Below are 20716 nucleotides of genomic sequence, written 5' to 3' on the forward strand. Positions count from 1 at the left end.
ATAAAAAAATGCTTACGTTTCGCAAATTTGATGTTGTATATGATGTTCCAAATGTTGCACATAATCTTGAATAAGCGATGCTAGTGTCAAATGTTGCTGATTCATAACAATCGGTAGTTCTAACGATTTTTCAGCTATGTTTTCCAGCACATAGATGATTTTTTTGTTTAAGCTCGTCCATAGCTGTAAAATAGCTTCTATTGGCATTTCTTGATAACCCTGTAACTCGACCCATCGCACTTGGTCGTATGTAGTCACTACGTATGGTGAAGCCTTATACTGGATGTTTATTAGTCTTTCAAGATTAACTATAGCCGAATCACATAAATGACCAACTATTTCTTTTTTAGACCACTTTTTCGCCGCAGGTCGATGCGCTATTTCTTCTGCTGTCATCACATGAAATAATTCGGGCACTTTTATAATCCAATATTGTAATTGATCAATCGTCTTTTGCATAATGGTCACTCCCTACCTGATCAATCTGAACATAATAATCTAACAACGCAATGACATCTTGCACTCGTTTATACTCTTTTTCAATTTTAAAGGAAATCATTAAAACAGTGATCGTAAAGCTTAATACCGTTATTGACACAAGCTGGACAAGCGACATCCCCACTAAGAACATGTTATTCATCGTCGCAGCAATGAACATCAATACGGACAGAATAACCCCACTTAACGTGATAAAAATAGGCATATAACGCATAATTTCATCCGCCTGTAATTTTAAAATTCGGATGATATATTGAACCTCTTGAATTGTATATTGCTGTTGAAAAATAACAAAATAAGACCTATATACCTCATCGTTTAGCTTTTTATGAAGTATATTTTTATGAAACTTAAGCACAAATTGATCCCCAAAATCATTCGCCAGCGCTTTCTCAGGCTTTAATAGCTCATCTTTAATGTTAATGAAGGCGACCCTTAAACCTCCTCATTCGCTCATGATAAAAACAATTAGACCTTATAATATATGATAGAAAGATGGAGAAGTAGTACGTCAGAAAGTAAAGTTACTATTTTTTAGTGCTTTTCTGTTGCCAGCTTAGCCCAAACATGGTAGAAGCAAAGACAAAAACCGTCGTACAGAGCCACATTGCCAGTCCATTATAAGCACCTTTAGCAATAGTAATGTTCGCTAAAATGATAATTTGCATCATACAAATAGCGATATACAGCATGATGGTATACTTCATACTAGCACCTCCATTTGCGAAATTTTTTTAATTACCAAACGCAAAAACAAGATCCGTTTCACATACGATTTCTCCATCTACAGTCGCTATTCCTGTCCCTTTTCCTATTGCTCCCTTAACTCGTGTAATGGTCACCTCAAGGCGTAGTTGATCACCAGGTTTTACTTGTTTTTTAAAGCGACAATGATCAATACCTGCCAATAAACCTAAGCGTCCCTCATTCCCCTCCTTTGTTAGCATAATGACTGCACTGACTTGTGCAAGTGCTTCTACAATTAGCACACCAGGCATTACAGGGTAATGTGAAAAATGACCGTTAAAGAACTCCTCATTGATGGTCACATTTTTTAGCCCCACTGCTCGCTTTCCTTCCTCTAATTCCAACACACGATCTACTAAAAGAAATGGATAACGGTGTGGTAAAATTTCTTGAATTTGTTGACCAGTTAACATACGTAATCCCTCCACAGCTTTTTATAGCCTTATTCTAACACTAATTATTAGTAGTTGGTATTAAAAATAAAGCTTAAGGAAAAAATGACAGTGCTACAACCAAAAATAGAAAACAAGCTGTGCCAAATGATACGATGCTCATTGCCGATTTTTTCTCCTTTCGCCACTCTCTCACCCCGATAAGTACAAATGTTAAGCCTAATAAGGTGAACGTAACAGGTAAAAACGTAAAATCCTTTGTTACGAGACCATAAACGCTAATCATAATAATGGCCACAGCAAATAGTAGTTGTAAGCCTAAAGATCTGCTCATTGCAATCACTCCCCCGTTAAATTACTTTTCTGAATATTTTTTCATTACTTTTTCAATATTTCTTTATCGACAGCCGCACTGTAGCTAGAATATAATATTCCATGCATTCACCCTAGAATGATTAGTTTATTAGAATAGGATGGTTTAGCATGTTATCTTTTATTGCAATAGTTCTTTTATTATTTTTAATTCCAGGTCCTGCTGTCATTATCACGATTACACAAACATTAAAAAGTGGTAAAAAGAATGGAATCTATACAGCTTTAGGCATTGGTCTTGGAGATTTAGTGCATACATTAGCGGCTGTTTTAGGTCTTTCTGCTATTTTAATGAAATCAGCCACTGCCTTTGAAGTGGTGAAATATATAGGGGTAGCCTACCTTGTGTATTTAGGTATTCAAATGCTCCTCACAAAACCAAAGAAAATCGAACAACCAACTGTGGAACAAAGCCCAGCTAGTACGTCATTCCGCCAAGGGTTTTTGGCAGAAATTTTAAACCCGAAGACGGCATTATTTTTCCTTGCCTTCCTACCACAATTTATTCAGCACAATGAACAATCTGTCACAAGCCAATTACTAACGTTGGGGATTACATTTGTCGTAATGAGTGCCTTGTATACTATCCTACTAGCAATTATTACAAGCTTCATCGGTGAGAAAATCTTTACGAAAACGAGTGGTAGCTCACGTTGGCTTGAAAAGACAGTCGGCTTCGTTTATATCGGTCTCGGTGTCCGTTTAGCGTTACAGACACAAAGTAGATAATTTCAAGAAGAACACGATATGTGTTCTTCTTTTTTTGCAGGAAAATGAAGAATGTTAGCCAATACATAATAAAAAGGAGGGTTTAACTTGAATCAACGTCAAGAAAATTTATTTGAGCAATTAGCTCATTACCGTAGCGAGTTGCTCCACTTCCTAGAGCATGTGTCTGAAGAAGAGGCAAATATCATTCCAGCTGGTTTTCATAATAATATTCGCTGGAATTTGGGCCATCTCTATCTCGATCAATATTTATGGATAGAAGCATTAACAAAAGAAAAGGATGCGGAGCTAGACGTTTTCATGAAATGGTTTGGTTTTGGCACATCGCCGAATCATTTTGACAAAGAAACGCCTACCTTTGAGGAATTAAAAAAGTACTTGGCTCGGCAGCCTGACCAAGTCAAGGAACGATATGGTGATCGATTGGCTGAAGAATTTCCTTCTATTGACATGGGCATGCAAACCATTGAACAAGTACTACTACGCACTATCTTTCATGAAGGGTTGCATTTCCAGGCGATTTTAACCATTCATCGATTCCTGAACTAATTTGGGTCTTTTGCTTCCTTATTCATTGTTAATTTTTAAGTTACCTTTATCAGATGCAAATCAAAATAAGATTTAACCATTTTGTTGCGGTAGACAATTTCCATCTTTATTTATTTCTAAGGCTCGATATATTCTTGTCCGAACGTCTTCAACTTCTGACCAATAAACTTTGTTGGCTGCATTTCTGAAGGTGCTCAAACCTCCAATTGTGCCTCTGAATAATCTTGAGCGTTGACATTATGTACAAATTCATAAAATAATTGCAGAATTACTTCTAAATCGTCATCATGATAATTTTTAAAATAAAGCATCTACACCCATTTTTCTCGCAATCTATTATACCAATTATAGGATATTTAAGTATAATTTAGTGAGCTTATAGATTTAAATCAATCTATAAGCCTATTTTTCATGTTATTGTTTCGGTGTATTGGCTGTCAGTGGATGAGCATTTGCAACTAATTGAACAGGTGTTGTCGTTTGCTGAAAGCTTTCCTTCTGTCCTTGGTTTGATTTCCCATAGCCTTTCATGGCTGCAAAAAGCGCCACACCTACAATGCCCCAAGTTAAAAATTTCACAGAATAACCTCCTTTCAGTTTTAGTATTAGATAACATAATCGGATTATACGCTACGGTATTTATACAAAAATTTTATTAAAAACAGAAGAATATTATGGTAAAATTGTATATGTTGCAATTTTTTATATGTAGGAGGTTTATTACCATGAAGAAAATTTTCACAGGACTTTGTATAACATCAATGTTATGGATGGCTTCACCGGCTGAAGCTGCCACGACTCAAATTAAGATTGACGATGTTGTAGTAAAAACGGATACAGCACCCGAGCAAAAAAACAATCGAACAATGGTACCTTTACGTGTAATCAGCGAAAACCTTGGTGCCCAAGTTGATTGGAAAGATTCAAAAATTACCCTATCGATGAATCAAACAACGGTTTCTTTAAATGTCAACAATCAAACAGTCATTAAAAATGGCAAAAAGGAGCAATTAGATGTAAAACCTTACATTAAAAATAACCGTACCTATGTACCGCTCCGCTTTATTGCCGAAACATTTGGCAGCCAAGTCGATTACAAGCAAGGAACAGTGTCTATTGCAACTAAACCATTGCTGATTGAAAATGAAAAAATAAAGGCCCTACAATATGAATACCATATGACAATGGGTGGTATCATTCAGGAGATAAAGGGCAATGCCTATCACAACGCTATTTATAAAATTTTCCAAGAAAAGAAAGGCGACAAAGTAGAAGCTCCAAAGGAATATTATTGGCACTTTAATTTAGATGAACCTGGGTCTTACTACAAGCTTGGCCAGTATGATTTTATGACTCATGACAATAATAGTATCAAGCAATTTGATATTTATTCATTAAACGGTCCTTTCCCAGAAGAACTACTAGAAGGCTATCCTAAGGTACTTCTACATGATGTTTCCGAAAATAGCTGGTATATCTTCTCAGAGCAAGCCGTGAATTCGATTCAACAGCTTATCAACAATGCATCAGAAAATGGCTTTAGTACCGTTATTAGTAATACAGTAGCTTAAATTTTTAATGCTTATCATATTCTGTATGAATTTGCGCAAACTATTCCTATCAACGTTTGCTCGATGGAGGTTTGTCACATGCAGAAATTACTGTTACTAAGTATTGTGCTACTTTTCCTGGCTGGCTGCTCCGCGGAACAAGCTCCGCCTAGTGAGGAAGCCGAAGCCAAAGAACAGACCGTCAATGCAGAGCCAAAAGAACATCAAAGTGTTTTGGTACTTGATGACTAACAAGAAAAGCGTGTTTTGATGAAATACAATCAAAACACGCTTCTATTTTGGACTATCTTTGTATAATCTGTATAAGATTACCACAAGTATCGTCGAAAACTGCTATTGTGACATCCCCTGTTTTGGTCGGTGCAATAGTAAACTTTACACCCTTCTCCAGCAAACTCGCGTACTCTTTTTCTATATCTGCAACACCAAACATCGTTGCGGGAATCCCTTCTGCGAAAATCCTCTTTTGATAATCTTTTGCTGCAGGATGCTCATCTGGTTCGAGCAAAAGCTCCGTACCCTCTTGATCATTAGGCGCAACAAGCGTTAACCATCTATATTTACCTACAGGTACATCCTCCTTTTTTACAAACCCTAGCTTCTCCGTATAAAATGCCAGTGCCTTCGCTTGATCTTGTACAAATATACTGTTTACTATGATATTCAATATATTTTCCTCCTTGTCTTTGTGGTGTAGTACCGTCTCTTACTTTACTCTACCCATCCTTTCAGCAAATCTTGAAGTGGTTCTTTATTGAAGATCATCACTCGATATTTTCCCTTACGTTGTGATGTGACGAGTCCTGCATTTTCTAACACTGAAAGATGTTTGGCAATCCCCTGTCTCGAAATAGAAAGTTCATACTTCATGAGAAGGCGAACCGTCAATTCATACAACGTCATCTCGTCACGTTCGGCTAGTTCGTCTAATATAAGTCTCCGTGTCGAATCCCCAAGTGCTTTAAAAATAGCGTCTTTATCCCAATTCATACATCGATTATATGCAACTATTTGGTTGCACGTCAATTAGAAGCAACTAATCAGTTGCATGTATAGAATAGGATGGAACGATTTGTTTTTGTGGGGATTGCTTCTTACATTTTGGAGCGGGTTTTAGTTTTTTTGAGAGGTTGCCTTATTAGTTTGAGCGGAGATTACTCTTTTATGAGCGGGTCTCTCCTCATTTGGAGCGGAGGCTTCTCTTTTTTGAGCGATTCTCTCATCGTTTGGAGCGGAGGCTTCTCTTTTTTGAGCGATTCTCTCATCATTTGGAGCGGGTCCCTTACTTTTTTGAGCGATTTTCTCATCATTTGGAGCGGGTTCCTTACTTTTTTGAGCGCTTTTCTCATCGTTTGGAGCGGGGTCCTTACTTTATCGAGCGCTTTTCCCATCATTTGGAGCGGAGGCTTCTCTTTTTTGAGCGCTTCCCTTATTGTTTGGAGCGGATCCTTCACTTATTTGAACACTTATCTCATCACTTAAAGGAGATCCATCACTTTTCCTGGACTCTTCCTCCTCACCTTCTTGGAAAAGGGTCCGACATTTTATTGAGCAGTTCAAAATAAAAAAGCTGTCCCAACCGTGTTATCGTTTCTGACAAGGTGTTGGGACAGCTGGTTTTATTTTACGATTAAGGCTGGACATTGTACACGTTTCATGACTTTATGGCTAACACTGCCAAGGACCATTTCCTGTAAGCTATTTAATCCTCTGCTACCGATGACCACAAGATCTACTTGTTGTTCATTGGCATAGCGTACAATTTCGGGACCAGAGTCTCCTTTTAAAAATGTTGTTTGATAAGAAATGTTTGCTTCTTGTAATGCCTGTTCAACTGGGGCGATTTTGCGCTGACGGGCTAGCTCCACGTTGTCGATAGTGCCAGCGATTAGCAGTTCATTCTTTATTTTATCTACATTCACCACATACACAATATCGATTGTGGAGGTTTCGGACAGCTTGGCTAATTTTATAGCTTCCTGTGCTGCTCGAAACGCATTATCAGAGCCATCTACTGTTAATAAAATACGCTGATACACGCTTACCTCCTAATGGTTGGTTGTGATGCCATTTAATTGATAATATAACGCTTGGCTTGCAGGATTTAAGCCTACTAGGTTTACATCAATTTGTTGTGCTTCTAGACGGGCTTTGACTTTCATGAGTGCTCCAACGGCCGATTCATCCCATAGATGACTACTTGATAAATCAATAGTAATACTGGAAGCTTTAATATGTTCAAATGCCTGCATAAAGCTTTTCGTTGAGGCAAAAAATAAGGGCCCTTCGATGATAAAGGTCGTACCTGCTTGCTGGATGGAAACCTTCGATACCTTCGATACAAAGAAGAGGGCGCTTAAAATAACACCGATGACAACACCAATAGCTAAGTTATCGGTATATACAACAATGAGCACCGTAGCAATCATGACAAATGCATCTGCCCGAGGAGCTGTCACAATATAACGGAATGAATCCCAGTCAAATGTACCAATACTTACCATAATCATGATACCAACCAAAACCGGCATTGGAATATCTACCACTAAATCGCCAAGGACAATGATGAGGAACATTAAAAAGACCCCTGCCACTAGTGTTGATAGACGTCCTCGCCCTCCAGATTTAACATTAATGACTGATTGACCGATCATCGCACAGCCGGCCATGCCACCAAAAAAGCCATTGACAATATTGGCAATACCTTGCCCACGTGCTTCTCGGTTTTTATCACTTTTCGTACTTGTCATATCATCGACAATTTGCGAGGTTAACAGGGATTCTAGTAATCCAACGATAGAGAGAGCTAATGAATAAGGCAAAATAATTATTAGCGTTTCCATTGTAAATGGCACGTTTGGAATGAAGAATGACGGTAATGCACGCTCAATGGAACCTAAGTCTCCAATCGTTTTTAATTCCACACCTGTTGAGAAGGCCACAATTGTTAAGACAACGATAGCAATTAATGGTGCTGGGATTGCTTTGAAAAATCTAGGTACAATATACACGATCAACAATGTTATGCCAATAAATACATATGTCCAAAGCCCTTCTTTTAAAAAGTGAGGGACTTGTGCCATAAAAATTAAGATAGCCAGCGCATTGACAAAGCCAATCATAACGGCATTAGGTATAAAACGCATTAGCTTAGCAATACCTAGTACCCCAAAAAACAATTGGAAAATACCTGTTAAAATCGTTGCTGCTAATAAATATTGAAGACCATGATCTTTTACAAGGCTCGTCATCACCAATGCCATCGCACCTGTAGCAGCGGAAATCATGGCCGGTCTTCCCCCTACAAAGGCGATGATGGTCGCGATACAAAATGAAGCATACAAACCTACCATCGGGTCAACGCCTGCAATAATAGAAAATGCGATGGCTTCGGGAATAAGTGCAAGGGCAACAACTATACCTGATAATAGATCAGCACGGACATTGCCAAACCATTGTTCTTTTAACGTTTGCATAAATAAACTCCCTTAGTTATAGTAGAATAAATCGTACCAAAAGATACCTATTTGGGACGAACAAGAAGTAGCATAACATACTCATTCCCAAAAAGGAATGATTTTGGGAGGATTAATGATGATTTACGGCTATAAGCGGCCAATAATTGGTGATGAATCAGGAGAACAACAGCTAGTAGATAGACAAGTAGATCAATTATTTGTAGAAGCACATCCCTTTTCGAAAAAAAGGCATGTCCTAGAGGATCTATTAATGACAATCCAACCAGGCGATGAAATTGTTGTTGAAAATCTAGTGGTGCTAGCAGACTCCTTTCATCAATTATTAGATGTCCTTCACGTCCTTGCAAAAGACCGTGTCAGGATTACGTTCCTAGAGGAGCAGATTTCCAATACATCATTGCTCCAGCTAGATTTATTAGAGTCCGTTACCCTCTTTACTAATCTACAAACTCAGCTGAAGAGCCATGCCACAACATTTGGTCTGGTTGAAGCTAAAAAAGCGGGAAAAACGATTGGACGACCTAAAAAATCAGATGATAATTTACGAAAAGCATTTGCGATGTATCAAAGTAAAAATTATTCACTTATGGACATTAAAAACGAAACAGGCATAAGTAAATCTACCTTATACCGTTATATAGATGAAGTGAATAAAGGCCATCATGATAACTAAAAAACAGCAAGTGAGCGTTCGCTGCTCAAACTTGCTGTTTTTTTATATTGGTAATATTGTAGAAGATTTAATTTCACGTAAGGATAAGTTCGTTTGAATTCTAGAAATCCCGAGCTTATTTAATTTTCGAATAAATAAATCCAATTCCTTGCGATCTCGTATAACAACCTTCAACAGATAATCATAGGCACCTGTTAAACAATGACATTCTAATATTTCGGTCATTGTTTTCAAGCTGTTCTCCAATTCCTCTAGTTCCTTTGCTTGATGAATATTTGTACTCATAAAAACATAGCACAGTAAATCAAAACCTAATTTCTCCTGATTTAAAATCGCGACTTGCTGATCGATATATCCTTCATTTTCTAAACGTTTGACCCTCGTATGTGTTGCTGGCGGGGAAAGATTGACTCGTCTAGCCAATTCTGCATTACTGAGTTGAACCTCTCTCTGCAAAATATCTAATAATTGAAGGTCCACGCTATCTAGCGCCTTATTTTTAATCTCCTCCACAATTTTCCCCCTTTCGATAATTTCTTACAACTGACATATAACGCTTAATTACAGAAGATTTTTTTGTAAAAACTTCAATAACTTTTAATTATTTTGAATTTAATCAATTCAACAAAATATTATACAGCTAAACATCCGATAATGCTATGATTCTTAGTATACATATTATTGAAAGGAGTGTTACATGCCTTGATTAAGTTTTATATGGGCTTAATGCTCATCACGAGTCTACTTTGGGGAGGAAATTTTGTCGTGGCTAAAACGCTTGTCGCACACGCTTCTCCTATGACATTAACCACAGCAAGATGGTTAATAGCAGTCGTCGTCCTTGTACCATTCGTCTGGTGGAAAGAAAAGAAATTAGTGCCTGCAAAACAAGCTCTTGTGCCCTTATTCTTGATGGGCATTACAGGTGTGGCCTTATTTAATATTTTTCAATTTTTAGCGTTAGAACGGACAACATCCACTAATGCAGGTCTAATTTCAACGATGAATACAATCTCAATTGCCCTCTTTTCGTTTGTTTTGCTAAAAGAAAAAATAAATAGCATGCAGCTTGTGGCAATGACAATCTCTTTATTTGGAGTGGTTCTTGTTCTTTCGAAAGGAGAATGGCAGCTATTACTGGATTTTCAATTGAATTCTGGGGATTTATGGATGGTTGCAGCCGTCTGTGTCTGGGGACTTTATTCGGTTTGTAGTAAATGGGCTATGAAAACTACATCTCCGTTAATGGCGACATTATACGCAGGTATATTCGGTGTGCTCATGCTTGTACCGTTTACAAGGATGGATTTTACCATTTCTAATATGGATTCGGCTTTCATTCTTTCACTCCTCTATACAGGCATTATCTCTACTGTTTTGTGTATGGTATTTTGGAATATTGGGGTACAGAATTTAGGGGCAACAGCCTCTGGTATTTTTTTAAACTTTAATCCTATTTTCACGGCCCTGCTTGCCTTTTTGTTTATCGGAGAAAAGCTGTCTTGGTTGCAAGGGGCTGGAGGACTGATCGTTATTATCGGCTGCTATTTATTCACTCATTTTAAAACAAAAATACCACAGGCTTCTCCGGTATAACATAAAGAACTCTTATTCAACCAACTTTCAAATTCAGTCGCATCTTCTAGGTTAAAATAATACTTTGCGATTCTAACAAATTCTTCCGTGTCAATCTTGAAAGAGATAGAAATCAACTACGTTCACCAAAACGTTCCTGCTGAATAAAGGTAAGCTTCAATCAATTAAAAATTATTCATTTTAACATAAAAAATCAGCTATTCCTTCTTGAGAATAGCTGATTCTTTATGGTTGAATGACTTTAACAAGCACTCCACCGTAACCTATGTAGTTTTTACATATTTTGTGGTGGAATGATACCCATTACAAGTAAGATAAAGAAAACCAATCCAATAAGGAAAAATAGCAGAGACGCCAAAAAGGTCGGACCAAGTTGAACCTGGAACCGTTCTCGCTCATGAATGATACCTGTTTGTGCACTCACTTGGGATGCAAAAAGTCTAGACATAGCTCCACCACTACTAGAAAAGTAGAATGTCCCTAGAGTAAAGGCAACACCAGTGAAAAACATCACTTCAATAAATCGTACCGTGAACATAGTGGCAATCAAATACGTTAACACTATTTCCACAATCCATGCAATGACCATAATAATGACGTGTTTCCTACGCATTCTAAGAGCACCTTTCCCGTTAATTACTACTTCTACGTCGTATATATGGGAAAAGTTTCGTTTTTCTGAATTTATTGTCATTTCTATCGGTCTTTTTTCGATATTTACATGCCATCCTCTAATTGTATTCGTTTCTGTTGATTGATTTCACCTTCTTGCTGAATTGTAGTTTTCCTTCTTCATCAAAAATAAAAGTACTTGGATAATTCATCACTACAGAGCTTTTTTTGTAGTATCCCCTTTTTGTCTATAAAAATCGGATACTACGGCCTTCGCAAGACTATCATAGGCTGTGGCATTAATTGCGTTGATAGAATACCTCTAAATTAGGTACTCTCCTGTTGACATGGGCCACACCGCAATACCCAAAAATTAACATTTTCCCCATTTTCGATGATTGGTCCAATTGTGTTAAAGCTGTCTCATAATTAATTTATTTCGTAACGTCCTCTAGTGATTCATAACCATAATAAAAATTATAAAAATAGCCCCAACCGTGAAAGGAGGGGCCACTAATTTACGTGAACAACTTTTTATTTTTATAAGCTATGAGGCTAACGACAAATAGCATCATGGAAGACACGACAAAAACCATTCTTACTCCATACCATTCCGATAAGATGCCCAAAATGAACGAAGAAATGCCAAATACCCCAGTAACAATGACATTTAAAGAGGTATAAACGGTTGGTAATTTTTCCTTGGTGACACTTGTTTGAACGATGGTCTGTTGTGGGATGTTTTTTAATTGTCCACAAATGCCAATCATAAACGAGCAAAGTAACGCCAAAAGTGCTGTCGGACTAAAGGCAAAGAACAATGTGAAAATAGCTGATAACAAAGCACCTCCACAAATGAACACTGCTTTTTTACGATCGACAACTGAAGTCCATTTTAGACATATCATACTCCCTATAATCATTCCAATGAAAAAAATGCCATTGAGATAACCCCACCATTGAGAGGAAACCTGCAAAGCCTCCTCAACAAAGACAAGCAAAATAGCTGCGACCCACGCTGCACCTGCAATAGATTCTAGTAAATCCATACGTGCCGCTATTTTTAGCACAGGGCTTTGCAGAATGGTTTGCCAGCCTTCGACTAGTAATTGCCGCTTTTTTGTCTGCTGACTTTGTTTCCAAGGGACATCTGGTAAAAGATTTAAAAGAACTGTTGCCAAGAAAAAAAGAAAGACAACAACCCATAAAAGTTGAGATGGAGTAAAAAGAATAAGCAAGGAACTTCCAACGAACCAAGAACCCACTTGAATGGATTGAATAACCGATTCAGCTATACTATTTGCTCGCAACAAATCCTTTTCCTCCACATAATGAGGTAACAAGGATTGACGAATGGGATTGGCACACCCATCCAGTAAGGCAATTATCGCAATCATGACATAAATATAGACAACGATTGGCTTAGCACCTACCCATTCTACATAGGATGCAAGACCAACGAGGACAGCTGTTTTACAGCCTTGAGAAATAGTTAGCAAACGATTCAAAGGACACTTCGTAGTAAAGATTGGTGTCAGTAGGCTTGAAATCAACATACTGGAAGTAATAATAAATGGCACCAATGCCGTTGAAATAGCGGAATTGGTTAGACGATAAATGATACTAATAACACTTACGATATAGAGGATATCTCCTATATCCGCAAGAGATTGACCTGTCAGTAAAATTGAAAAAGAACGGTTTTTTTTATTCACTTTTTATCCCCCATAAAAAAATTTTAGCTTTTTATGGGGATGTTTAAATTGGACCGTTTTGCATTGGCTAACTCCTTTATATGCCTATTTGAAAAAACAATGGGGGACGTTATTTTTTCATTTATAGGTGACTTGATATCATTTTAAGAAAATTCTAAAGTATTGATCTTATTTTAACATCACTTCCCATTTGATTCCAGAACACAAAAAGACCAGGAGCTCTTCAAATATTTAGAGTCCTGGTCTTTTTGTGAAAAGTGAAACTTACTAGGTTGCTTTAGTTTTTTGTATTCCACTATTATATTAGTCGTATCAGCTTTGCAAAGGTTACAGGTTTCTCGAAAGAATTTTAAAAAATGTTAATCATCCTGTTTACCATTTTCCTGTTAGACGTTGTACCGTTTTAAGGTAGCCCGTTCAAACACTAATTGAAAAATACAAATACAGCAGATCGGGAGGTATAACTAGACTCCTTACCTCTTACGCAAAGCATTGAACAATAGGAAAAGAATAAGAAAAAGGCCGATTACTACTAAAGCTTTAAATAAATTGTGGGCAATGTTGAATTGATGATACGTATACTCTCCGTCTCTAATGGCTTTCAGGTAGGTCCCTTTATCAACCTGTACCGCAATGGCAATCTCCGTATCTATCCCCTTTATAGAAAAATATTTTGTTCCTTTTGGATAAGCATTTGAAAAATTCCCTCCATATTCCTTCATATCTGAATACTTCGTGACCGCTCCAATTTTATTTTCAATCGTTGTTACTTTTTCATCGGTCACTTCATACATATAACCATCCCAAACAACAAAGGGATAAACCCAGCTTGTTGCAACAGCGTTGGCAGGTATTATTATCATTATTAATAAGCAGAAGGAAACCATACGTAGATAAGGCTTCATGCATATCCCCCTTTCCATCATTTTACTTATTAGACTGACAATTGAAGAAAACGTTACATTTTTTTGATTTGACTTCTATTTCATTGGATGCTAAATTTACTAAAGCAGTAATTTACTAAATTACTAAATCTGCATGACGAGGAGTTCGGAAAATGAAAATCCCAACACATTTAAAACATAAACCTGTTATCGTTGCTGAAAACTACGCTAATATTGACGGGCGTACAGCTTATCAAACAGATGCTCAAGGGCTTTCTCTTGGCTTGGCGCAATGGAATGATCGAGGAAAGGTTGATATTTCTGCGAAGGTTTGGCGACATACTGGTGGCAAATGGTCGCGTCAATCAGAGGAGCTTCCATTGCATCGTGTTCTTGACCTGGCTATTTTAGTATGTGAAACACAACTTTATTTTAAGGAGGCGTATCGTCACGAGCATCTATATGATGAAGAAAACCCTATTATTAATCGTGTAGGCTTACAAGGAGACGCTATGACTGTAGAGGTTTGTACAGAAAATGAACAAATTAAAGAGGATATACAGCTTTTTCAACAGGCATTAAATAATGATGGTGAGTTAATTGGTGAGCGCCTTCGGACACTATCTCGAATCTTAAAAGAAATGGGTTATTAAAACTCAAGAGGAACTTTAAAATGAATGAACAAATGTTACAGGAAGATACAAAACTGAGAAAAGCTTTTTTTAATTTTTTAATTCCCGTTATGTTAGCGAATGTGCTACAGTCGGTTGGTCAAGTTTTTGCCATGTTTTTAGTTGGTCGCAATTTAGGAGTCGATGCGCTCGCTGCCATTTCTGCATTTTTCCCATTCTTCTTCTTTTTAATGGCTTTTGCGATAGGTATTGGGTCAGGTAGCTCGATTTTAGTTGGGCAAACATTTGGCGCTGGCCAACAAGAGAAAATGAAGGAAGTCGTTGGGGTAACCTTAGTCTTTACAACCATTTTATCCATTGTCGTGGCAATCTTTGGTGGCTTCTTTATTGAATGGATATTACGCTTTATGCAAACACCAGCTAATATTTTAGACATGAGTATAAGCTATGCACAAATTTTATTCTTCACCTTACCAATTATGTTTTGGTATATGGTGTATACAACCTTTATGCGTGGCGTCGGTGATTCGAAAACACCATTTTTATTTTTAGTCATCAGTGTCGTGTTAAATATCGCCTTCCTTCCACCGCTACTTTTCGGATGGTTTGGCTTGCCAGCATTCGGCTTAAATGGCGCTGCCTATGCTTCTGTGTTATCCAACCTTGTAACGATGATCTTGTTACTGGCTTATTTGCATAAGACAAAGCATTTACTGCGTTTAGACAAATCGATCTTACAGCATTTTAAATTAAAGAAAGATATTTTAGCTTCCCTATTAAAGCTCGCGATTCCATCAAGCATTAGTATGGTTGCCATCTCTGTTGCGGAAATTGCTGTTATTGGGTTTGTCAACGTCTATGGTTCTGATGCCACTGCCGCTTATGGCGTGGTCAATCAGGTAGCTAGCTATGCACAAGTACCTGCAATGAGTATTGCCATTGCTACTTCTGTCTTCGTGGCACAGGCATTAGGTGCGAATTCTACGGAAATGATCAAAAAAATTCGTCAAATGGGTGTGCGTATTAATTATCTTCTAGGTGGCGCCATCATTATTTTGATGTATCTCTTTGCAGAGCCGATTTTGGCTTTCTTTATTGATTCACATGATACGGTGCTCATCGCCAAGGATTATTTATATATCGCCTTTTGGAGCTACTTAATTTTCGGACATACACAAACTGTTTCTGCTACGATGCGTGCTACTGGTGTGGTGTTATGGCCAACTATCTTTTTAGTTATTACGATTTGGGTAGTTCAAGTGCCTTTAGCATTTCTGCTATCCCACCATACGTCACTGGCATTAAATGGTGTTTGGTTAGCCTATCCAATTACCTTCTGCGTACATTTCATCATGCAATATGCGTACTTCAAGTTAGGCTGGCAAAAACGAACATTAAAAGCTATGCTAAGCGAATAATATCTTTTTAAACCAACAAAATGACCAGGTACTCAACAATTGAGCCCTGGTCATTTTGTGAAAAGTGAATGTTACTATATTGCTTTAGTTTTTTGTATTCTACTAATAGAGTAGTCGCTTGATGTTTCAAAAGGTTACAAAAAACTAAAAAAATTTTTTCTAGTTTTTTTCTTCTAGTACTACTAACCACAATAAGGCGATAAAAACAGAAAAACTGACTAGCATGAAGAAGGTGTTAAGATTAAAATATTGATTGTTAACATGAATCGTTAGCCCCGACGTGATATCCAATAAATATTGTTGATCTGCATACCCGTATTGCTTTATCAACGCCTTCTCTATTACCCCTCGATAATTATCAAGCTCCATTCTTTGATACATAATGCCAGCAATAATATGAAGAGATGTGAAAAGGAGCCCAATGATAACCACCTGTTTTGTTAGCTTATAATAGCGAAAAATCCTTTGCCATAACAAAACCATAATGATAAATAATGGAACGACGATCATAAGGAGCAGCAAGGCAGGATTCCCATTGCCAGAGGAACTGCCTGGTGTTGCCGTCATTAAATGAATGCCCATGAATAGAACCAATACTATTAACTGAACAGCGAGTAAAACTAGTTTTGTAGCCTTCAATACATCTCCCCCTGTATACCAAGCATACCTAAATGAATTTTGAAGAAAAAGTTATCCAGTGACCCCCTTCATTTTTTTGCCATCTTCTACAAACCCAATACTATAAAAAAGCCGTCTTTTGTCTAAGCTAACAATATCAATATAAAATACAATGTCAAAGCTATTCGAGTGGAGAAACGATGAAAATATATATCAAATTGTTAACGATTATTGGATTGACGACCTTACTCGCTGGGTGCTTGGATATGACCGAACCACAAAGAATGTACTATATCAATGCAGTAGGCGTAGACTTTGAAGATAATGAATACGTAGTGTATTTACAAATCATTAATTTTGCTGACGTTGCAAAATCTATTCAAACCAGTACAGATGTAGCGCCTGCTGAAGTGGGGCGTGCCACAGGAAAAACAATAGAAGAAGCTATTTATAAATTGTATCGTTCGTTGGATCAGGAGGTTTTTTGGGGTCATATGCGCTATTTAGTTTTTTCAGAGCGGGTTATGGAAAATGAACATATTATTCCTGTTATTGATACATTTATCCGTTTTCGGGATACAAGATACCAAATTTGGGTGTACTGTACAAAAAATCCTGTTAATGAAGTGCTGCTTGTCACACCCATCCTAAGAAATTCGCTATCCTCATCTAAATTAAGTAACCCCATCAATCCAACTGAACAGGAAACCTTTATTGAGCCGAAAGATTTAAGAGATATTATCATCGGGTTAAATGAACCAAGTCATGAAGTAACCATCCCATATGTGTCCATTAAAGAAGATTGGCAAACAGCTGAAGAACAGTTGGAGGAAACTTATTTTTCAGGGGTCGGAATTCTCTCGAAAGACGGCTTTAAAGGCTTTTTGCAGGACAATGCGGCAAGAGGCAATCAATGGATGCATAATAGAACAAAAAGAGGTGAAATCACTGTTCAAATAAACGCAAATAGTGACGAAGCATTAACAGCTAGTATAGAAAAGATTCATATCGATGTGAAACCACTTGTCAAAAAAGAGATTGTGACATTTGAGGTTGAACTAAAAATCAATGCAACAATCAATGGATTTAGAGGAAAAATATCCGAACAAGAACTGAAACATCAAATTTCGACAGAGATCAAAAAAGAAATCCAACAAACTTTTCATGAGGGCTTAACATTGGATGTTGATATCTTTCGTTTGTCTGAGTTTCTGTATCGAGACAATGTAAAGACATGGAAAAGGCTTGAGAAGGATGGGAAAATTCCATTAGATGAGCATTCTATTAGTAAAATTAATGTGGAAGTAGCAAAAATCAATCCGGGTCGAAAAACATTTAGTGAGACTATACAAGAATAAAGGACAAGGCCATGCGACCCTGTCCTTTTTGTGTGTGAGTTTATATGTGCAGGCAGACAGGATCCAGTTCTAAACTTGCACCTTTTCCCACATAACCATATACTAAATACGAATATTTTTAGTATAAAATATGCCTTTTTTGTAGAAAATTCACTATTAATCCTAGGCAGTAATCACTTTTAGAATCGGAGGTAACTGTCATGTATAAAACAATTACTTTTGCAGTTGATACGAAATATAACGATCCAATACAAGAAACTTTTACGTTTGAGCAATTAGGGATTGATGAACAATTATCGGACATTGAAATGAAAAAACAAATTGATTTTATATTTAAGAATTGGGTCAGTGATCGACTCAATATTTCCCATAGTATTGTGATAGAAACCGAGACTGAATGACTATCCTCTAACTAGGCGTCTTCCAAATTCATAACTTCTGCATGCAAGCTATTGGCAAACTCATGGATTTGTTCCATTGTGACGATAAGACATAATGCAGGTCCACATTCTGTTGACCCAAATTTATTCATCTCATAAGCATCTAATACAAACAGTAGTTTATAACGCGTTTCTTCTTCTTCCCTCGCATCTTCAGGGATTTGAAATATACCGTATTCAGGCACAAAGTATTGCCCGTAATGCGGGATATGATAAATACATAGCCCTGGATCATGCGGCTCTAACATACTAAGATGTGTAGGTTCCAATTGCTTTAAATCCAATAAGAGTTTCAAGAAATCTCTTTTTAAACAAAGAAGTTCCGTATGTATAGCTGAAAAAGAAGGTCCAAAGCGCAGATCAATACGAAATCTGACGCTTTCTGCATTGACCAATGTAATGTTTATTTCTACTTCGCAAGTAGGAGTGTTTGAATAATTTCTTAATATAGCCATGGCTAACGCGCCCCTTATATTTCTTGTTTTATTTGTTTATAAATATAGCAAAAAAAATATCTAATTACCAAATAAAAGTAAATATACATATTTATTGATGGTATAATCTTAAGTGATTGGATTCATTCGTTTTATTGGAGGTCAGGATGTTGAAAAAATATATGTTTATTGGCTTTGTACTTGGAATCTCTTTCCTAACAGGTTGTGAAAATAAAAAGTAGACTATTCAACGTCGTCAAAAACTTCAGCAGTAGAGCAAAAAATAGAAAAAGAAACAGTAGCTACAACCGAAAAAGCCCATTCACCAATTCCATTTGTATTGACCCCAGCACAGAAAGAACAATTTTATAAAGACTATACTGCCATTGTCCATAAATTTAATGGAGAGTATGGGACAGCTTTTGTCATAGATCCTATTACAACATTTACTGATGAATATTGGCTTGAGCTGAGAGATTTTGAGGAAATGTTAAAAGGAAGAATAAGTACTTCATCTGTCGTGATTGAAAATAAGGAAGTTTATGCACCAAGTTTAGTACCCAAATTAGTGGAATTACAAATGGGGTCACATAAAATAGCCATTCGTGTTGATGGTTCATTTGACACACAGTTAAATGCCAATACGCCTGATGGAAGACAGTTATTCTCAGCCTTACATTCACTATCTTCTGAAATAGAACAAGGAAATGGTGACTGGAAACAAATGGGCTATGACCCTTCCATCGTAGATCAAGGTCGTGCATATTCTATTACTGTAACTGGCTACTATTCATTTCATGGTGTCTCTTCTCCACATAATTTTGATATCATCTACTATTGTAATAAAAATGGCGGAATTACTTGATTTTGAAATACTAGCACTGCAGAAATTAAGGAAGAGCTTGTGTATAACATTGTGTACTCACAAGCTCTCTTTCCTTTACAAGATTTTGCTCGCAAACAATTCCGCTTCTATTCCTTTCATGATGTCAAAAGCTCCATTTGATTGATTTGAGCAAATAACTACCTTGATTGAGCTGTCTGGATAAAATGCTGAGTGAAAGCAAACTCCCGGATCGTACCCCATAACATGATATTTTATAATAGCACGTTCACTATTACGCTTAATCCATACACCATACCCATAACAATCGCTTTCATTAATTTCAATATGAGGCGAAAGTAAACGCTTTGTTAAATCTTCACTTAAAAGTTCAAAGTTCATGAGCGCATGCCAAAATGTCGCCATGTCTGTTGCTGTTACAAATGCTCCCCCATCAGAACCTCCCTTTACCGGTAATGAGTAAATATTTGTTTTCCACGAACCGTCTGGATTGTCTAAGTATCCTAATGCCGTATTAGCTGGAAGAGAATCTAATGAGAAATAGCCAGATTCCGTCATATTTAATTGATTAAATATATTTTGTTGAATGTAATCAGAGAAAACCATTCCTGAACTATGCTCAACAATTAATCCTAATAAAATATATCCAGCATTGTTGTAATGAAATCTTTCACCTACTTCATTTTTCATAGGCTTATTCTGAAATAAAGGTAGGAAATCACTTAATTCTCGAAGTTGATACATTGGATTTTCAACCCATAATGCTTCAAAATCCTCCATTTCTTCCTCATCAAAATAATCCGGTATCCCCGAAGTATGGGTTAGTAGATGATGAATGGTAACTTTTGCATCAAAATTTTTAACATCATGATGTAGACATTCACTTAATCTCGTGTCAAAAGAAAGCATTCCTTTTTCAATAAGCTGACAAATAGCGATTGCCGTAAAAATTTTACAACCAGAGGCAATCCCAAAACGAGTGTTTGCGCGATTTTTGATTTGTTCTGAGCGATTAGCATAGCCAAAACTTTGATTGAGGAAAGCAACCTTCTCTTGATTTTCCACCAGTACCGTACCCGAGAATTCATTCTTCTGGTGAATTTCCATAACGATGTTTTGTAATTTTGTCTGCATAAATTTCCTCCTTATTCCTTA

At 37.0% G+C, this 20716-nt stretch carries 29 protein-coding genes; 11 read left to right on the forward strand and 18 right to left on the reverse strand.

Annotation, left to right across the window (positions count from 1 at the left end; genetic code table 11):
* Positions 1–12: 12 nt before the first annotated feature.
* From ABC382_RS04130 to ABC382_RS04150, 5 genes are all read right to left on the reverse strand, one after another.
* Positions 13–459 carry a DinB family protein gene (locus ABC382_RS04130; protein WP_412926603.1) on the reverse strand — a complete coding sequence of 149 codons (447 nt, stop codon included), beginning with the start codon at positions 457–459 and terminating at the stop codon, positions 13–15.
* Positions 443–856 (reverse strand): hydroxymyristoyl-ACP dehydratase, encoded by a 414-nt coding sequence (locus ABC382_RS04135; RefSeq protein WP_412926604.1) that lies wholly within the window; start codon positions 854–856, stop codon positions 443–445. The genes ABC382_RS04130 and ABC382_RS04135 overlap by 17 nt, the downstream gene beginning before the upstream one ends.
* A gap of 169 nt (positions 857–1025) precedes the next feature.
* Entirely contained in the window at positions 1026–1205 is a 180-nt protein-coding gene (locus ABC382_RS04140) for a hypothetical protein (protein WP_407134464.1), read from the reverse strand.
* 27 nt (positions 1206–1232) lie between these two features.
* Entirely contained in the window at positions 1233–1658 is a 426-nt protein-coding gene (gene fabZ, locus ABC382_RS04145) for a 3-hydroxyacyl-ACP dehydratase FabZ (RefSeq protein ID WP_322605085.1), read from the reverse strand.
* A gap of 73 nt (positions 1659–1731) precedes the next feature.
* Positions 1732–1971 (reverse strand): DUF3953 domain-containing protein, encoded by a 240-nt coding sequence (locus ABC382_RS04150; RefSeq protein WP_412926605.1) that lies wholly within the window; start codon positions 1969–1971, stop codon positions 1732–1734.
* 149 nt (positions 1972–2120) lie between these two features.
* Between ABC382_RS04150 and ABC382_RS04155 the strand changes: the two genes are divergently transcribed.
* Together ABC382_RS04155 and ABC382_RS04160 are read left to right on the forward strand one after the other, a co-directional pair.
* Positions 2121–2738 (forward strand): LysE family translocator, encoded by a 618-nt coding sequence (locus ABC382_RS04155; protein ID WP_274797127.1) that lies wholly within the window; start codon positions 2121–2123, stop codon positions 2736–2738.
* Positions 2739–2825: 87 nt separating this feature from the next.
* Positions 2826–3287 (forward strand): DinB family protein, encoded by a 462-nt coding sequence (locus ABC382_RS04160; protein ID WP_412926606.1) that lies wholly within the window; start codon positions 2826–2828, stop codon positions 3285–3287.
* 414 nt (positions 3288–3701) lie between these two features.
* Here ABC382_RS04160 and ABC382_RS04165 read toward each other — a convergent pair whose 3' ends face one another.
* The gene (locus ABC382_RS04165; protein WP_412926607.1) at positions 3702–3866 is read right to left on the reverse strand and encodes a hypothetical protein; all 165 of its coding nucleotides are present in this window, start codon (positions 3864–3866) and stop codon (positions 3702–3704) included.
* Between the two features lie 146 nt (positions 3867–4012).
* Between ABC382_RS04165 and ABC382_RS04170 the strand changes: the two genes are divergently transcribed.
* The gene (locus tag ABC382_RS04170; RefSeq protein ID WP_412926608.1) at positions 4013–4858 is read left to right on the forward strand and encodes a copper amine oxidase N-terminal domain-containing protein; all 846 of its coding nucleotides are present in this window, start codon (positions 4013–4015) and stop codon (positions 4856–4858) included.
* Between the two features lie 78 nt (positions 4859–4936).
* The gene (locus ABC382_RS04175; RefSeq protein ID WP_412926609.1) at positions 4937–5089 is read left to right on the forward strand and encodes a hypothetical protein; all 153 of its coding nucleotides are present in this window, start codon (positions 4937–4939) and stop codon (positions 5087–5089) included.
* A gap of 52 nt (positions 5090–5141) precedes the next feature.
* Here ABC382_RS04175 and ABC382_RS04180 read toward each other — a convergent pair whose 3' ends face one another.
* From ABC382_RS04180 to ABC382_RS04200, 5 genes are all read right to left on the reverse strand, one after another.
* Positions 5142–5525: a VOC family protein gene (locus tag ABC382_RS04180; protein ID WP_322610869.1), complete on the reverse strand. Its 384-nt coding sequence runs from the start codon at positions 5523–5525 to the stop codon at positions 5142–5144.
* 44 nt (positions 5526–5569) lie between these two features.
* Entirely contained in the window at positions 5570–5848 is a 279-nt protein-coding gene (locus tag ABC382_RS04185; protein WP_313470507.1) for an ArsR/SmtB family transcription factor, read from the reverse strand.
* Positions 5849–6012: 164 nt separating this feature from the next.
* Positions 6013–6312: a hypothetical protein gene (locus ABC382_RS04190; RefSeq protein WP_412926610.1), complete on the reverse strand. Its 300-nt coding sequence runs from the start codon at positions 6310–6312 to the stop codon at positions 6013–6015.
* 165 nt (positions 6313–6477) lie between these two features.
* Positions 6478–6897 (reverse strand): universal stress protein, encoded by a 420-nt coding sequence (locus ABC382_RS04195; protein WP_274797116.1) that lies wholly within the window; start codon positions 6895–6897, stop codon positions 6478–6480.
* A gap of 9 nt (positions 6898–6906) precedes the next feature.
* Complete coding sequence (locus ABC382_RS04200; protein ID WP_322610874.1) at positions 6907–8334, reverse strand: SulP family inorganic anion transporter; 1428 nt, start codon at positions 8332–8334, stop codon at positions 6907–6909.
* A gap of 118 nt (positions 8335–8452) precedes the next feature.
* Between ABC382_RS04200 and ABC382_RS04205 the strand changes: the two genes are divergently transcribed.
* Complete coding sequence (locus tag ABC382_RS04205) at positions 8453–9010, forward strand: recombinase family protein (protein WP_322610875.1); 558 nt, start codon at positions 8453–8455, stop codon at positions 9008–9010.
* A 42-nt stretch (positions 9011–9052) separates the two neighbouring features.
* Here the strand turns inward: ABC382_RS04205 and ABC382_RS04210 are convergent, their stop codons facing one another.
* Complete coding sequence (locus ABC382_RS04210; protein WP_312506872.1) at positions 9053–9523, reverse strand: Lrp/AsnC family transcriptional regulator; 471 nt, start codon at positions 9521–9523, stop codon at positions 9053–9055.
* A 204-nt stretch (positions 9524–9727) separates the two neighbouring features.
* Between ABC382_RS04210 and ABC382_RS04215 the strand changes: the two genes are divergently transcribed.
* Complete coding sequence (locus ABC382_RS04215; protein WP_322611026.1) at positions 9728–10606, forward strand: DMT family transporter; 879 nt, start codon at positions 9728–9730, stop codon at positions 10604–10606.
* A gap of 274 nt (positions 10607–10880) precedes the next feature.
* Here the strand turns inward: ABC382_RS04215 and ABC382_RS04220 are convergent, their stop codons facing one another.
* The 3 genes from ABC382_RS04220 to ABC382_RS04230 all read right to left on the reverse strand — a co-directional run bounded on the left by ABC382_RS04220 (position 10881) and on the right by ABC382_RS04230 (position 13838).
* A complete protein-coding gene (locus tag ABC382_RS04220) occupies positions 10881–11219 on the reverse strand; it encodes a hypothetical protein (RefSeq protein ID WP_322605078.1) in 339 nt (112 codons plus the stop codon).
* Positions 11220–11736: 517 nt separating this feature from the next.
* Entirely contained in the window at positions 11737–12933 is a 1197-nt protein-coding gene (locus tag ABC382_RS04225) for an MFS transporter (protein WP_412926611.1), read from the reverse strand.
* 473 nt (positions 12934–13406) lie between these two features.
* Positions 13407–13838: a hypothetical protein gene (locus ABC382_RS04230; protein ID WP_274797108.1), complete on the reverse strand. Its 432-nt coding sequence runs from the start codon at positions 13836–13838 to the stop codon at positions 13407–13409.
* A 152-nt stretch (positions 13839–13990) separates the two neighbouring features.
* Here ABC382_RS04230 and ABC382_RS04235 point away from each other — a divergent pair, with 152 nt between their 5' ends.
* The gene (locus ABC382_RS04235) at positions 13991–14470 is read left to right on the forward strand and encodes a DUF6530 family protein (RefSeq protein ID WP_274797107.1); all 480 of its coding nucleotides are present in this window, start codon (positions 13991–13993) and stop codon (positions 14468–14470) included.
* Between the two features lie 20 nt (positions 14471–14490).
* Positions 14491–15867, forward strand: a complete 1377-nt coding sequence (locus tag ABC382_RS04240) for an MATE family efflux transporter (RefSeq protein WP_412926612.1) — start codon at positions 14491–14493, stop codon at positions 15865–15867.
* A gap of 159 nt (positions 15868–16026) precedes the next feature.
* On the opposite strand, the gene ABC382_RS04245 is transcribed toward ABC382_RS04240, so the two are convergent.
* On the reverse strand, positions 16027–16506 hold the full coding sequence (locus ABC382_RS04245; RefSeq protein ID WP_412926613.1) for a hypothetical protein: 480 nt from the start codon (positions 16504–16506) through the stop codon (positions 16027–16029).
* 179 nt (positions 16507–16685) lie between these two features.
* Here ABC382_RS04245 and ABC382_RS04250 point away from each other — a divergent pair, with 179 nt between their 5' ends.
* Positions 16686–17843: a Ger(x)C family spore germination protein gene (locus tag ABC382_RS04250; RefSeq protein WP_322610877.1), complete on the forward strand. Its 1158-nt coding sequence runs from the start codon at positions 16686–16688 to the stop codon at positions 17841–17843.
* A gap of 200 nt (positions 17844–18043) precedes the next feature.
* Positions 18044–18244 (forward strand): hypothetical protein, encoded by a 201-nt coding sequence (locus ABC382_RS04255; protein ID WP_312506866.1) that lies wholly within the window; start codon positions 18044–18046, stop codon positions 18242–18244.
* Positions 18245–18255: 11 nt separating this feature from the next.
* Here the strand turns inward: ABC382_RS04255 and ABC382_RS04260 are convergent, their stop codons facing one another.
* A complete protein-coding gene (locus ABC382_RS04260) occupies positions 18256–18738 on the reverse strand; it encodes a hypothetical protein (RefSeq protein ID WP_412926614.1) in 483 nt (160 codons plus the stop codon).
* Positions 18739–19057: 319 nt separating this feature from the next.
* Here ABC382_RS04260 and ABC382_RS04265 point away from each other — a divergent pair, with 319 nt between their 5' ends.
* On the forward strand, positions 19058–19582 hold the full coding sequence (locus ABC382_RS04265) for a hypothetical protein (RefSeq protein ID WP_322610880.1): 525 nt from the start codon (positions 19058–19060) through the stop codon (positions 19580–19582).
* Between the two features lie 75 nt (positions 19583–19657).
* On the opposite strand, the gene ABC382_RS04270 is transcribed toward ABC382_RS04265, so the two are convergent.
* Positions 19658–20695 carry a serine hydrolase domain-containing protein gene (locus ABC382_RS04270; RefSeq protein WP_412926615.1) on the reverse strand — a complete coding sequence of 346 codons (1038 nt, stop codon included), beginning with the start codon at positions 20693–20695 and terminating at the stop codon, positions 19658–19660.
* Positions 20696–20716: the final 21 nt, after the last annotated feature.

It is taken from the genome of Lysinibacillus phoenicis (assembly GCF_047238325.1).
GTDB classification, from domain to species: Bacteria; Bacillota; Bacilli; order Bacillales_A; family Planococcaceae; genus Lysinibacillus; species Lysinibacillus irui.

What these genes read in the sequence shown, in the direction of transcription:
- ABC382_RS04205 (WP_322610875.1), top strand. Translation starts at nt 8,453, where the DNA reads ATGATTTACGGCTATAAGCGGCCAATAATTGGTGATGAATCAGGAGAA.
- ABC382_RS04230 (WP_274797108.1), bottom strand. Translation starts at nt 13,838, where the DNA reads ATGAAGCCTTATCTACGTATGGTTTCCTTCTGCTTATTAATAATGATA.
- ABC382_RS04130 (WP_412926603.1), bottom strand. Translation starts at nt 459, where the DNA reads ATGCAAAAGACGATTGATCAATTACAATATTGGATTATAAAAGTGCCC.
- ABC382_RS04235 (WP_274797107.1), top strand. Translation starts at nt 13,991, where the DNA reads ATGAAAATCCCAACACATTTAAAACATAAACCTGTTATCGTTGCTGAA.
- ABC382_RS04155 (WP_274797127.1), top strand. Translation starts at nt 2,121, where the DNA reads ATGTTATCTTTTATTGCAATAGTTCTTTTATTATTTTTAATTCCAGGT.
- ABC382_RS04170 (WP_412926608.1), top strand. Translation starts at nt 4,013, where the DNA reads ATGAAGAAAATTTTCACAGGACTTTGTATAACATCAATGTTATGGATG.
- ABC382_RS04220 (WP_322605078.1), bottom strand. Translation starts at nt 11,219, where the DNA reads ATGCGTAGGAAACACGTCATTATTATGGTCATTGCATGGATTGTGGAA.
- ABC382_RS04260 (WP_412926614.1), bottom strand. Translation starts at nt 18,738, where the DNA reads ATGGCTATATTAAGAAATTATTCAAACACTCCTACTTGCGAAGTAGAA.
- ABC382_RS04140 (WP_407134464.1), bottom strand. Translation starts at nt 1,205, where the DNA reads ATGAAGTATACCATCATGCTGTATATCGCTATTTGTATGATGCAAATT.
- ABC382_RS04255 (WP_312506866.1), top strand. Translation starts at nt 18,044, where the DNA reads ATGTATAAAACAATTACTTTTGCAGTTGATACGAAATATAACGATCCA.
- ABC382_RS04185 (WP_313470507.1), bottom strand. Translation starts at nt 5,848, where the DNA reads ATGAATTGGGATAAAGACGCTATTTTTAAAGCACTTGGGGATTCGACA.
- ABC382_RS04175 (WP_412926609.1), top strand. Translation starts at nt 4,937, where the DNA reads ATGCAGAAATTACTGTTACTAAGTATTGTGCTACTTTTCCTGGCTGGC.
- ABC382_RS04250 (WP_322610877.1), top strand. Translation starts at nt 16,686, where the DNA reads ATGAAAATATATATCAAATTGTTAACGATTATTGGATTGACGACCTTA.
- fabZ (WP_322605085.1), bottom strand. Translation starts at nt 1,658, where the DNA reads ATGTTAACTGGTCAACAAATTCAAGAAATTTTACCACACCGTTATCCA.
- ABC382_RS04150 (WP_412926605.1), bottom strand. Translation starts at nt 1,971, where the DNA reads ATGAGCAGATCTTTAGGCTTACAACTACTATTTGCTGTGGCCATTATT.
- ABC382_RS04200 (WP_322610874.1), bottom strand. Translation starts at nt 8,334, where the DNA reads ATGCAAACGTTAAAAGAACAATGGTTTGGCAATGTCCGTGCTGATCTA.
- ABC382_RS04215 (WP_322611026.1), top strand. Translation starts at nt 9,728, where the DNA reads ATGGGCTTAATGCTCATCACGAGTCTACTTTGGGGAGGAAATTTTGTC.
- ABC382_RS04270 (WP_412926615.1), bottom strand. Translation starts at nt 20,695, where the DNA reads ATGCAGACAAAATTACAAAACATCGTTATGGAAATTCACCAGAAGAAT.
- ABC382_RS04240 (WP_412926612.1), top strand. Translation starts at nt 14,491, where the DNA reads ATGAATGAACAAATGTTACAGGAAGATACAAAACTGAGAAAAGCTTTT.